The organism is Telluria sp. AIW5 (assembly GCF_056680575.1).
In genome coordinates, this window is the sequence record NZ_CM155289.1 from 492,569 (window position 1) to 505,204 (window position 12,636).

Consider the following 12,636-nt stretch of genomic DNA (forward strand, 5'->3'; position numbering starts at 1 on the left):
ACTTTATGTCCAATAAAATGCAAAGCCGCCCATCACCCGGGCGGCTTCGCCAACCAAACGCGCTGCTTACTCAAGCATGTGGCGTCAGGCTGCTTGCTTTTGCTTTTGCTGCTGTTCGTCGCGCAGCGCGCGCCGCAGGATCTTGCCGACGTTCGTCTTCGGCAGTTCGTCGCGGAACTCGATGTACTTCGGTTTCTTGTAGCCGGTGAACTGCGCCTTGCAGTACTCCATCAGCGCGCTTTCCGTCAGGGCCGGGTCGCGCCGCACCACGAAGACTTTGACGGCCTCGCCCGAGTGCTCGTCGGGCACGCCGACGACCGCGCATTCGAGCACGCCCGGGTGGGCGGCGATCACGCCTTCGAGTTCGTTCGGGTAGACGTTAAAGCCGGACACCAGGATCATGTCCTTCTTTCGGTCGACGATTTTCACGTAGCCGCGTTCGTCCATGGTGCCGATGTCGCCCGACTTGAAGAAGCCGTCGGCCGTCATGACCTTGGCCGTTTCGTCGGGACGGTTCCAGTAGCCCGCCATCACCTGCGGGCCGCGGATCGCGATCTCGCCGGGCTGGCCGAGCGGTACCGGGTTGCCGTCGTCATCGAGGATGGCGATGTCGGTCGACGGCACCGGCAGGCCGATGCTGCCCGTAAAACCGGTTTCGTCCGAGCGGTTGCAGGTGGCGACCGGCGAGGTCTCCGACAAACCGTAACCCTCGATGATACTCTTGCCGGTGACCTGCTTCCACTTGTCGTTGACCGCCTGCTGCACGGCCATGCCGCCGCCGTTCGCCGTTTTCAGCTGCGAGAAATCGAGGCTGGCGAAGTCGGGGTGGTTGACCAGCGCGTTGTACAGCGTGTTCACCGCCGGCAGCATGTTGATCTTGTACTTGGACAGTTCCTTGATGAAGCCAGGGATGTCGCGCGGGTTCGGGATCAGGATGTTCATGGCGCCGGCGCGCATGCCCCACAGGGCGCAGGCCGTCAGCGCGAAGATGTGGTACAGCGGCAGCGCGCAGACGATGGTCGGGAACTCGACCACGGGGGGCATCGACATGGCCGGCTCGGCCCAGGCTTCGGTCTGCAGCACGTTGGCGATCACGTTGCGGTGCGTGAGCGTGGCGCCTTTCGAGACGCCCGTGGTGCCGCCGGTGTACTGCAGGAAGGCGACGTCCGACGGGTTCAGGTTGACAGGGCTGAACGGCATCTTGCCGCCCTGCGCCAGCGCGTCCTTGAAGCGCACCATGTTCGGCAGCGCGAACTCCGGCACCATCTTCTTCACGTTACGCACGACGAAGTTGACCAGCATGCCCTTGGCGCCGCCGAGCAGTTCGCCCATGCTGGCCACGACCACGTGCCGCACCGGCGTGCTTTTGAGGACCTGTTCGACCGTGTGCGCGAAGTTCTCGAGCACGATGATCGCTTCGCTGCCCGAGTCTTTCAATTGATGCTCGAGTTCGCGCGCGGTGTACAGCGGGTTGACGTTGACGACGGTATAGCCGGCACGCAGGATGGCGGCGATCGCGATCGGATACTGGAGGACGTTGGGCATCATGACGGCCACGCGCGCACCCTTGTCCATGCCGCGGCTTTGCAACCAGGCGGCGAGGCGCTTCGAGCACTCGTCCAGCTCGGCATAGCTCAGGAAGCGGTCCATGCACACGTAGGCACTGTTATGTGCGTACTTGCGGAACGATTCTTCCAGCAGGTGGACGAGCGAGGTGTACTGGTCGGGGTTGATCTCGGCAGGTACGCCAGGGGGATACGACTTCAGCCAAATTTTGTCCATCGGTGCCTCTGTCTCGAATAGGATCGTTATGGCCCACCCCGCAGACCAGTTGCGGTCTGCGGAACAGGCGTGCGCGTGCTGACGCTTATGTCTTTGCTATTGCTGAATGTGATGCTATCGGGCAGCGCCTGCAGAAGCAAGCGCTTTTGGCGCGATTGGAACAGGCACTCTACGAGGCACTCTACGGCATGGCTGCATTGGTGCGCTGCACCATGAGGGTGGAGGCGGGTGCGGCGACGTCGATCAGCGCCAGGGCGTGCTGGCGCTCGCTGTTGTCAAGTTTCGCCAGGCGGTTCACCTTGCGATAAAAGCTGCCGAAATCCTTTTCATGACGCAGCATTGCGCGGAAGGCGGGGACGTAATCGTTGTACGTCGCGATCGAGGCCAGGTGGGCGTTCGACAGCGGCTCGGCGAAGAAGCGGTCGTAGCCCGCATAGCCGCCCCAGGTGGCCTTGAGTACCTGGTACTCCTCCTTCAGCGCGACGAACAGGCGCCCCTTGGCGATGCGCTTGTCTTCATCCGGGATGATGGAGGCGTAGGTGCGTTCGAGTTCCTTCCGGTACTTCAGCAGCAGTGCCAGGAAATCCTGGCGCCGCGCCGTGTAGCGCGCAAAGCCCTCGCGCATGGCCGGGTTGCCGAAGCGTTCCAGCCACAGCTCGACGCCCTCCTCTTCCACCGCGCTGGCGAAGGATTCGTTGAAACGCGAGTCGCCCGCCACATAGGTCATCTGGTGCGCCAGCTCGTGGAAGATCAGGCGCGCCAGTTCGGCATCGGGATAATTGATGAAGGTCGAGATCAGGGGATCGTTGAACCAGCCGAGGGTCGAATAGGCGCTGACGCCGCCTACTTCGACGTCGCGGCCTTCGTCGCGCAACTGTTTGGCGTAGGCCTGCGCGTCGTCCTTGCTGTAGTAGCCGCGGTAATTCACGCAGCCGGCCACCGGGAAGCACCATTGCAGCGGTTTCATCGACAGTTCGGGCGTGGCGACGACGTTCCACAGCACATACGGGCGTTTCAGCGCGGCGTAGGTTTTGTAGCTGTCGTTGTCGGGCAGGCCCATGCGCTGGACCGCGAAGCGGCGGATCTGGCGCGCCGTTTCCAGGCGGTGCCGCAGCGAGGTGTTGGTGGCCGGGTCGGCCAGCCAGTCATCGATGGGGCGGGCGTCGGAGAGGAGTTCGAGCTGGCCCTGGGCGGCCTGGGTGTAGTAATTCAGAGTAGAACAACTGGCAAGTAATGAAACGGCGCCGGCGGCGGCGCTCAGGAGGAGCGCGCGCCGGAACAAAGGGGAAGGTTTAGGGGATAGTTTCTTCATGTCCGGGTCGGAGCGCGGCCTTTTCGACCTGCACCAGGGTGTCGTAGAAAGTGGGCGCCCGACCCATGTCGGTCAGGCGCTGGCTGGTCACTTCATTGGCGTTCTTGCCGTCTTTGGAAAGCTTCTTCCACCAGATCGACAAGCCCACCACGAGGCCCGGTCGCGCTTTCTCGGTCACGCGCGCCTTGGCAACAAAAGAGCCGCGGTCGTTATAGATACGTGCCATGTCACCGTGAACGATGCCGCGCGGGGCGGCGTCGTTCGGGTGGATGTCGAGGTGCGGCTCGCCCTCGGTTGCACGTAGGCTCTGTACATTGACAAAGGTTGAGTTCAGGAAGTTCCGGGCCGGCGGAGAAATCATCGCCAGCGGATATTTTTTCGCCAGGGCTGGATTCGAGGCCACCGATTCGTAAGGGGCGATATAAGCAGGCAGCGGATCGAGGCCATCGTTCGCCATCGCGGCCGAATAAAACTCGCACTTGCCCGAAGGCGTAGGAAAACCGCCTTCGGCAAAGGGGGCGTCCGGCATGTTCAGCTTTTGCCAGCCCTTTTGTTTCAGCGATTCCCAATCAAAATGGATCGCACGGCTGTGGGTCTTGTCGAAGGCTTGTGCGGCCAGTTCATCGTCGGATTCGCTGAAGCAGGGATCGGTCAACCCCATGCGCGCGGCCAGCAGGCGGAAGATTTCCGTGTTCGGCTTGGCTTCGCCCATCGGTGCGATCGCCGCGTTATTCGCCAGCATGTACAGGTGGCCATAGGCGAGATGGGCATCGACGTGTTCGAGCTGGGTCGTGGCCGGCAGCAGGATATCGGCATAATCGGCGCTGTCGGTGCGGAAGTGTTCCAGCACCACGGTAAACAAATCTTCGCGCTCGAAGCCTTGTTGTACCTTGGCCGAATCGGGTGCGATCGCCAGCGGGTTGGCGTTGTAGACGATGACCGCTTCGACCTTCGGGCCGAATGCGGGCGAGGCGTCTTTCAATAAATCGTCGCCGATGGTCGTCATGTTGATCGTGCGCGGGCTGCGGCCGGCCAGCAGGTCGGGGCGCTGCAGCTTGGCTTTATTCACCGGGAACGAACCCGAAGTCGAGAGCTGGATGCCGCCCGCCGCATGGCGCCAGGCGCCGACCAGGGCCGGCAGGCAGCTCATGTTGCGCACCGCCATGCCGCCGCCGCGCGCACGCTGCACGCCGTAGTTGCAGCGGATCGCGACCGGCTCGCCGCGCTGGGCCATGCCGCCGTACAGGCGTGCCAGGTCGATCACTTCCTGGGCCGTGATGCCGCAGGTGTCGGCGGTGCGTTCCGGCGTCCACGCAAGGGCGCGTTCTTTCAGCTCTTCGAAGCCGAGGGTGTGCTGCGCGATGTAGTCGTGATCGAGCAGGTCTTCCTGGATCAGGACGTGCATCATTCCGAGCGCGAAGGCGGCGTCGGTGCCGGGCAGCAGCGCAATGTGCTGGTGGCACTTCTCGGCCGTCAGCGAGCGGTAGGGGTCGATCGCGATCAGCTTGGCGCCGCGCCGTTTCGCTTCCTGGGCGCGCATCCAGAAGTGCAGGTTCGAGGCGATCGGGTTGCCGCCCCAGATGATGATCAGTTTCGCGTCCTGGAACTGCTCCATGTCGGTGCCGATGGAGGCGCCGACCGTGTACTTGTAGCCGGTAAAGCCGGCGGTGGCGCAGATCGTGCGGTCGAGCAGCGAGGCGCCCAGCTTGTTGAAGAAGCGCATCGACATCGCCTCTCCCTGCACCAGGCCCATGGTGCCGCAGTAGCTGTAGGGCAGGATCGCTTCCGGATCGCGCGCGGCGATCGGCTTCAGGCGCGCGGCGATTTCATCGAGCGCCTGATCCCAGCTGATGCGATCGAATTTTCCCTCTCCCTTCTTGCCGACGCGGCGCATCGGGTGCAATACCCGGTCCGGCGAATAGGTGCGCTCGACGTAGCGCGATACCTTCGTGCACAGCACGCCGGCCGTGGTCGGATGCTCGGGATCGCCGCGCACATCAAGCGCCACGCCATCTTCGACGGTGATCAGCAAGGCACAGGTGTCGGGGCAATCGTGGGGGCAGGCGGCGCGGACTTGGGTGATGGACATCGGGGACTATTCTCGGAAAAAACGTCGATAAACCAATACTTTAGCGGATTCCGCAGACGCCCGTGGCCGGTGCTGGATTTCGCATGATGAGGCGGGCTACAATGGCTTACAACACTTGCATCCATGTCCATGCAAACAGGGAGATCATGATGAGACTTGTCGAACCCATCCTCGCATTTCAAACCGAACTGGAAGCAATCCGGCGCGACCTGCACGCGCATCCGGAGCTCTGCTACGAAGAACAACGCACCGCCGACGTCGTCGCCGCGCGCCTGTCCGACTGGGGCATTCCCGTCGTGCGCGGGCTCGGTGGTACTGGCGTGGTCGGCGTTATCAAGAACGGCACATCGAGCCGCGCAATCGGCCTGCGCGCCGACATGGATGCGCTGCCGATGCAGGAACTCAACACATTTGACCATGCGTCGGTCCACCCCGGCAAGATGCATGCATGTGGGCATGACGGTCATACAGCGATGTTGCTTGGCGCAGCCCACTATTTGTCGCGTCACCGCAACTTTGATGGCACTGTGTATCTGATTTTCCAGCCGGCCGAAGAAGGCGGCGCCGGCGCGCGGCGCATGATCGAGGACGGGCTGTTCGAGCAATTTCCGATGGACGCGGTGTACGGCATGCACAACTGGCCAGGCCTGGCGGCCGGCAGCTTCGGCGTGATCCCGGGGCCGATGATGGCATCGAGTAACGAGTTTCGGGTCGTCGTGCGCGGCAAGGGCGCGCATGCGGCGCAACCGCACCGCGGCATCGATCCGGTGATGGTCGCGGTGCAGATCGCACAAGGCTGGCAGACGATCGTCTCGCGCGAAAAGAATCCGCTCGAGACGGCGGTGCTGTCGATCACGCAGATCCACGCGGGCAGCGCGACCAACGTCATTCCCGACGAAGCGGTGATGATCGGGACCGTGCGCACTTTCTCGACCGAGGTGCTGGATTTGATCGAGCGGCGCATGGAGGAAATGGCGAACGGGATCGCGGCCGGTTTTAACGCCGGCGTCGATTTCGGGTTCAAGCGCAACTATCCGCCGCTAATCAACCATCCCGAGCAGACCGCGTTCGCGGTCGAGGCGATGCGCGCGGTCGTCGGTCCGGCCAACGTGAATACCGAGGTCGAGCCGACCATGGGCGCGGAGGATTTTGCCTTCATGCTGCAGGCGAAGCCGGGGTGCTATGTGTTTATCGGCAATGGCGATGGCGAGCATCGCTCGGGTGGTCACGGGCTCGGGCCGTGCCAGCTGCATAACGGGAGTTATGATTTCAATGACCAGCTGCTGCCGATCGGGGCGAGTTATTGGGTAAGGCTGGTGGAGACAGGGTTGCCGGTTGGTTAAAGACGTGGCCGGGTATGACGGCGCCGATGTGCGCAGTGTGATAACGCGTGGGCATGCCCACCCTACAGTGCGCATCGGCCACGGACGTCGGCGTACGTGCCCATGCCTACCCGAACGCCGCCAACATCACGGCAACTGATCCGGCCCCGTCCCCACCCGCTGCCCCGGATTGATCCGCTCCAGCGCGAGCAAGGCCGCCGCGTGGTCCGCGCTACCAAACTCCCCTTCGATCGACTCATAACTGCGCGCCGCCGCGTTCGTCAACGGCAGTACCAGGCCCGCCTCCGCTGCTGCGGCCTGCACGTTTCTTAAATCCTTCAATTGGCTTTTCACCTGCCCGCCGGGCACGAAACTGCGGTCCAGCATGCGCTGGCCGTGCACCTCGAGAATGCGGCTGCCCGCAAAACCGCCGCGGATCGCTTCGCGCACGGCCGCCGGGTCGGCGCCGGCCGCCTGCGCCAGCAGCAAGGCCTCGGCGACGACATTGATCGTCGCCCCGACAATCAATTGATTACATAGTTTGGCGACCTGGCCGCTGCCGTTCGGACCCACCAGCCGGGCGCTGCCAAGGACCGTGAACAAGGGTGCGGCTTCGTTGAAATCGTGCAGGCTGCCGCCGGCCATGATCGCCAGCGTGCCCGCTTCCGCGCCGCCCACGCCGCCCGACACCGGCGCGTCGAGGAAGCGCATGCCCTGCCCCGCCAGCCGCGCATGGAAAGCCAGCGCCTCGTCATGGCGCGTGGAACTCATGTCGATCCAGAGCGTGCCCGGCGCCATGGCGGGCAGCGCCGCGTCGATGGCCGCCCCCACCGCCGGGCCATCGGCCAGCATCGAGACGACGATCTGCGCACCGGCGACGGCTTGCGCCAATGAAGCGCAGGGAATGGCGCCGTCGGCGGCCAGCGCCTGCGCCTTCGTGGCGCTGCGGTTCCATGCATGCAGGGTATAGTCAGCACGAGCGAGGCGGGCGGCCATCGGCCGGCCCATCAGGCCAATACCAAGGAATGCTACAACTGGAAGAGGCATACGTTCCCTTTTACGATTTGACGGGTGATCACGAGCTTTTGTTCATACTAGTACAATAATTGGACGCGCCAGCATGGACTGGTGCTTACATACGAAAGCAATTATGTTCTCTATTCAAAAAATCGGGGCCGTCCTTGGCGCCGCAGCCGCCCTGTTGGCGGGCCACGCCGGCGCTGCCGATGGAAGCTGGTTCGACTCGGCGTCCATCGACGTCGGCAGCGGTTCGAAAGTACGCATGCTGCGCCTGGGCGTCCAGAAGGATTGGGACGGCCAGTGGTTCGCCTCGAACGGGCGCCACCTGGGGGGCTACTGGGACCTGTCGGCCTCGTACTGGCGCGGCACCGCGTATCGCGGCGTGCCGGGCCAGCACCAGAATCTGGCGGTCGTCGGCCTCACGCCGGTCGTGCGCTACCAGCGTGACGACAAGCTCGGCTGGTATGCCGAAGGCGGCATCGGCGCCAACCTGTTCTCCGAGCTGTACAACAACAACGACCACCAGTTGTCGACCGCCTTCGAGTTCGGCGACCACATCGGCGTCGGTTATGTCACGCAGAACAAATGGGATTTCTCCCTGAAGTTCCAGCATTATTCGAACGCCAGCATCAAGGAGCCGAATGACGGCGTGAATTTCGTGGTCGCCAGCGTGCGTTACCAGTTTTAAGAGCGCACGCCCTGAAGCGGATTCTGTCAATACGCAATCCGCTTCGGCGCCCGCTTGAAACTCGGGATCGCATGTTTTATGTGACAATCTGGAGAGGCATGCGCATCCGCGCGCCCAATGCCGGATGAGGCCCGTTTGGATAGTTCCACCGTCAAGACTTATTTGCCCTGGCTGGTCGCCACTGCCCTGTTCATGGAGCAGCTCGACGCCACGGTCGTCAACACCGCCATTCCCAGCATCGCGCTCAGCCTCGGGGTCACGCCGCTGAGCCTGAAATCGGTCGTCACCAGCTATATCCTGGGACTCGCCGTCGGCATTCCCGTCAGCGGCTGGATGGCCGACCGCTTCGGCACGCGCCGGGTCTTCCTGATCGCCATCGGCATTTTTACCCTCGCCTCGGTCCTGTGCGGCCTGGCGCCGAGCGCCCAGATGATGACGGCGGCGCGCCTGCTGCAGGGTCTGGGCGGTGCGATGATGATGCCGGTCGGGCGCCTGGCCATTGTCCGCACCTTCCCGAAATCCGAACTGCTCGGCGCGATGAACTTCGTCATCATCCCGGCCCTGATCGGTCCGCTGCTGGGGCCGACCGTCGGCGGCCTGATGGTGCACTGGACCTCGTGGCGCGCGATCTTCTTCATCAACGTCCCCTTCGGCCTGGGCGCCATGTACCTGGTCTGGCGCCACATGCCGGATTACCACGGCGACGAGCGGCGCCCGCTCGACGTGTTCGGCCTGATCCTGTTCAGTTCCGGCACCGCGATCCTGTCCTGGCTGCTGGAAATCTTCGGCGAGCATACCCTGAGCGGCCCGACCATGGCCTTGCTGCTGGCAATCTCCGCCGGCCTGCTCGGCGCCTACGCCTTGCACGCCAGCCGCATCAAATATCCGCTGTTGCGCCTGGCCCTGTTGAAGGTGCGCACCTTCCGCATCTCGGTCGTCGGCGGTTTCGTGACGCGCCTCGGCGTGGGCGGCCTGCCCTTCCTGTTGCCGCTGCTGTACCAGCTGGGACTGGGCTTGCCGGCCTGGCAGTCGGGTTTGCTGATGATGCCGTCGGCGGCCGCTGCCATGGGCATGAAACTGATCGCGCCGAAAGTGCTGGCGCGTTTCGGCTATCGCCAGGTGCTGGTGGTCAATACCTTATTCATTGGGGTGACGATCGCCCTGTACGGGCTGGTCGGGCGCGAGACGCCGCTGGCCGCCATCGTCTGCGTCAGTCTGATGCAGGGCTTCTTCAATTCGCTGCAGTTTTCGAGCATGAACACGCTGGCGTATGCCGACATCGAAGCGGGCGACACGAGCATGGCGAGCACGATCTCTAGTTCGTTCCAGCAATTGTCGATGAGTTTCGGCCTGGCCGCCGGGTCGCTGGTGACCGCCTGGTTCCTGGGCCGAGTGCCGCAAACGAACCAGGTGCTGGTGACCGGCGCCCTGCATCACGCGTTCTGGGCGCTGGCCATCATGACGGTGGTGTCGGCGGCGATCTTCTGGCGCCTGCGCCGCAAGGACGGCGACAGCATCAGCCGCGGCCGTGCCGTCGCCAAAGAGGTCGAACCGGTGGCGCAATAGCGTCGAGCCTTGTTCAGGTGCCGGTGGCCGGCGAGGGGTCGACAGTCAGCCGCACCAGCAGTTTCTCGCGGTTGTTCATCACGAAGTCGACGAAGCTGTGTTCCTTGATCGCGAGGCGCACGAGCCCGGGAAGCAGCGGGTAGCAGAACACGGCAACCTTGCGCACCGCGTCGTCGTTCGCCAGGGCGGCGCGCGCAGCCGGTCCGCTACCGCCCAGCATGGGCATGAGCGAAGCCCGATGGCGCGAGACGATCGCATTCAGGGGAGCGGCCAGCTTGTCGGACAGGCCAGAGGAGTCGATTGCTTCGTGCATGGGGTTCTCCAGTGAAATAACCTGGAAAGTTTGCCTCGCGGAAAATATCGCACGCTGAGCTGAAGCAATCAGCCTGCGTCTTCTACCGTTTCTGCCTGGTAATCGGGCGCTGCCTGCGGACGCCGTGCCGGCTGCCGCTGCAGGACCGCGATCACGGCCAGCACGATTGCGCTGGCGAGCCAGATCGACCACAGCGTATGGGTCAGGAAATGCGCGCCGCGCAATTGCTGCATCCAGCCGACCAGGCCGCCAAGCAGCAGCGCCGCCAGCGCGACCATGCGCGCGCCCCGCGGCCGGCCCGGCAACCAGTACACGCAGAGCGACACCAGCCACAGCGCACTCGAGGCGTGCCCCGCCGGCAGGCAGTGCCCGGCTTGCACGCCGAGCGGCAAGGCGTCGAACAAGCGCAAATACGGCTCGTTGCCGCCGTAGCGCGCCAGGTCCCAGGGGCAATGCGCGACACTCGCCTGCTTGAGCATGCTGATCACGAGCGGCACCAGCACGGCCGACAGGCCGACGATGCGCAAGCGCAGCCGGTCGAGTGCGCTGCGTCCGGCGCGCGGACGGAAGGCGTCCCAGCCCGCGGCGACGATGAAATACGCGGCAGCCAGCGTCAGCAGGGTTTTGAGGATGCTGTGGCTGAAGGTTTCGGTCAGCCAGGCATGGCGCCATGGAAAAGCGCCGGCGCCGGCGTCGTACATGGTGTCGGCCAGCCGCAGGTCGATGTCGGTGGCGCGGCCGATCCAGAGGATGGCCAGGGCGCTCGCCAGCAGGCCGGCGCAGAGCAACAAGAGCTGGCGCGCACCGAGCAGCTTCGGTGCGTTGTCGATGCCGGCGCGCTTCATCAGGTGCCCCTGGTGCAAGCGCGGAACAAGTCCAGTTTCGGGTTCAGCACGGCCGTGTTCACGTCGAGCATGCCGAGTACCGAGTGGAACACGTTATCGTGCGACATCGGCTGGTCGCGGCGCGCCATCAGGCAGGTGCGGTCGATGTGGAAGCGCGCGCTGAAACCGTCGGACATCCAGAGCATCATTGGCACCCGGGTCTGCTCCTTCGGCGCGAACATGTAGGGCGCGCCGTGCAGGTACATGTTGTTCTCGCCCAGGGATTCGCCGTGGTCGGAAAAATACAGCATGGCCGTGTCCATGCCTTCATTGGAGGCGGTCTGGCGCAGCAAGTCGATCGTCTTGCTCAGGAAATAATCCGTGTACAGGATGGTGTTGTCGTAGGCCGCCTCGATCGATTCGCGCGAGCATTTTTCGAATTCGTTCGTCGTGCAGACGGGACCGAAACGCCCGAAGCCGGCAGGGTAGCGGCGCGCATAGGCCGGGCCATGGCTGCCTTTCTGGTGCAGCACGACGACCAGGTCGCCTTTGCTCTTGCGGATCAGTTCGGGCAGGCCGGCCAGCAGGCGCTCGTCATAGCATTCGTAGCCTTGGCAGAAGGGGTCGCCCGGCTTGGCTTGCGACAGGTCTTCGTAGCCGACGCGGGCGCAGACGCCCTTGCAGCCCGAGTTGTTGTCGCGCCAGAGGACATTGAAACCCGCATGGGACAGGACGTCGAGCAGGCCTTCCTGGCTGGTCGCCTTGTTTTCCGAGTAATCATCGCGTCCCAGCGCTGAAAACACGCAGGGGACCGAGACGGCGGTCGCGGTGCCGCACGACGACACCTGCGAGAAATTGATCAGCCCTTGCTGGCGTGCCAGCAGCGGATTGGTCTCGCGCTTGTAGCCGTTGAGCGAGAAGTTCATTGCGCGCGCGGTTTCGCCGACCACGAGGATCGTCACCGTGCGCCGCTGTTGGCCGGCCCAGGCTTGCCCCTTCATCGCATCGCGCCCGAGCGGCGCGATCACGACCGGCTTGGCCCACTTGGCGCGCAGGTAGCCGTTCATCGCCTGGATGGTGTTGGTTGGAGTCAGCAGGAAGCGCAGTTCGCGGTGTTCGCGCACGGCCGGCGCCAGGCTTTTGAATAACAGCACCAGCAGCAGCACCGCCACCAGCAGCGAGCCGCCGGCAATACCGGCGCGCTTCAGCAGGCCGCGCACCCCTTGCGGGAAACCGATGTCGGCGCGCGCGATCAGGATCGAGGGCAGCAGGCCGAGCAGGCCGACGGTCAACACCATTTTCCAGCTGAAGAGCTCAAGCGCTTCGCGGGTATCGGTCTCGAACACGTTCTGGATCATCGCCTTGTCGATCACGATGCCGTAGCTGGCAATGAAATAACTGGCGCTGGCGGCGCTCAGGACCAGCGCGATCAGGACCGGCTTGGCGACGTAGCGGAAACTGGCCAGCGTCAGGCAGGCATTGAAGAACAGGACAATGATGACGAAGGCGCCCAGCAGCAGCGGCAGGTTTTGCAAGCTCAGGCCCCCGGTCGCGCGGGCGAGTGTCGACCAGAAGGTGATATTGCCGGCGGATGCCAGCAGCAAGGCCACTGCCAGGGTGAGGAGGGGTGCGCTGATGCGCCGTGCGAAGAATTTTTCCAACTGTCATCCATCGAAGCCGCGCGGTCGGATGTGCCCACGCAATCAGCAAGGATAGCCGA

The 12,636-nt window shown here is 63.9% G+C and carries 10 protein-coding genes; 3 read left to right on the forward strand and 7 right to left on the reverse strand.

Annotated elements, in window-relative coordinates:
* Window positions 1-84: 84 nt before the first annotated feature.
* From AC1MEM_RS02175 to AC1MEM_RS02185, 3 genes are all read right to left on the reverse strand, one after another.
* The gene (locus AC1MEM_RS02175; protein WP_499475050.1) at window positions 85-1,782 is read right to left on the reverse strand and encodes a long-chain fatty acid--CoA ligase; all 1,698 of its coding nucleotides are present in this window, start codon (window positions 1,780-1,782) and stop codon (window positions 85-87) included.
* A 181-nt stretch (window positions 1,783-1,963) separates the two neighbouring features.
* On the reverse strand, window positions 1,964-3,094 hold the full coding sequence (locus AC1MEM_RS02180) for an aminopeptidase (protein ID WP_499475052.1): 1,131 nt from the start codon (window positions 3,092-3,094) through the stop codon (window positions 1,964-1,966).
* Window positions 3,075-5,183 carry a molybdopterin-containing oxidoreductase family protein gene (locus tag AC1MEM_RS02185; protein ID WP_499475053.1) on the reverse strand — a complete coding sequence of 703 codons (2,109 nt, stop codon included), beginning with the start codon at window positions 5,181-5,183 and terminating at the stop codon, window positions 3,075-3,077. The genes AC1MEM_RS02180 and AC1MEM_RS02185 overlap by 20 nt, the downstream gene beginning before the upstream one ends.
* A 149-nt stretch (window positions 5,184-5,332) precedes the next feature.
* On the opposite strand from AC1MEM_RS02185, the gene AC1MEM_RS02190 reads away from it, so the two are divergent.
* Window positions 5,333-6,526: a M20 aminoacylase family protein gene (locus tag AC1MEM_RS02190; RefSeq protein WP_499477542.1), complete on the forward strand. Its 1,194-nt coding sequence runs from the start codon at window positions 5,333-5,335 to the stop codon at window positions 6,524-6,526.
* A gap of 126 nt (window positions 6,527-6,652) precedes the next feature.
* Here the strand turns inward: AC1MEM_RS02190 and AC1MEM_RS02195 are convergent, their stop codons facing one another.
* The gene (locus AC1MEM_RS02195) at window positions 6,653-7,552 is read right to left on the reverse strand and encodes an NAD(P)-dependent oxidoreductase (protein WP_499475054.1); all 900 of its coding nucleotides are present in this window, start codon (window positions 7,550-7,552) and stop codon (window positions 6,653-6,655) included.
* Window positions 7,553-7,655: 103 nt separating this feature from the next.
* Here AC1MEM_RS02195 and AC1MEM_RS02200 point away from each other — a divergent pair, with 103 nt between their 5' ends.
* Entirely contained in the window at window positions 7,656-8,213 is a 558-nt protein-coding gene (locus tag AC1MEM_RS02200) for an acyloxyacyl hydrolase (RefSeq protein WP_499475056.1), read from the forward strand.
* A 117-nt stretch (window positions 8,214-8,330) separates the two neighbouring features.
* Window positions 8,331-9,779: a DHA2 family efflux MFS transporter permease subunit gene (locus AC1MEM_RS02205; RefSeq protein WP_499475057.1), complete on the forward strand. Its 1,449-nt coding sequence runs from the start codon at window positions 8,331-8,333 to the stop codon at window positions 9,777-9,779.
* Window positions 9,780-9,792: 13 nt separating this feature from the next.
* Here AC1MEM_RS02205 and AC1MEM_RS02210 read toward each other — a convergent pair whose 3' ends face one another.
* From AC1MEM_RS02210 to AC1MEM_RS02220, 3 genes are all read right to left on the reverse strand, one after another.
* Window positions 9,793-10,092: a hypothetical protein gene (locus AC1MEM_RS02210; protein WP_499475058.1), complete on the reverse strand. Its 300-nt coding sequence runs from the start codon at window positions 10,090-10,092 to the stop codon at window positions 9,793-9,795.
* A 68-nt stretch (window positions 10,093-10,160) separates the two neighbouring features.
* Complete coding sequence (locus AC1MEM_RS02215; RefSeq protein WP_499475059.1) at window positions 10,161-10,937, reverse strand: phosphatase PAP2 family protein; 777 nt, start codon at window positions 10,935-10,937, stop codon at window positions 10,161-10,163.
* Window positions 10,937-12,577 (reverse strand): phosphoethanolamine transferase, encoded by a 1,641-nt coding sequence (locus AC1MEM_RS02220; protein WP_499475060.1) that lies wholly within the window; start codon window positions 12,575-12,577, stop codon window positions 10,937-10,939. Before AC1MEM_RS02220 ends, AC1MEM_RS02215 begins: the two co-directional genes overlap by 1 nt.
* Window positions 12,578-12,636: the final 59 nt, after the last annotated feature.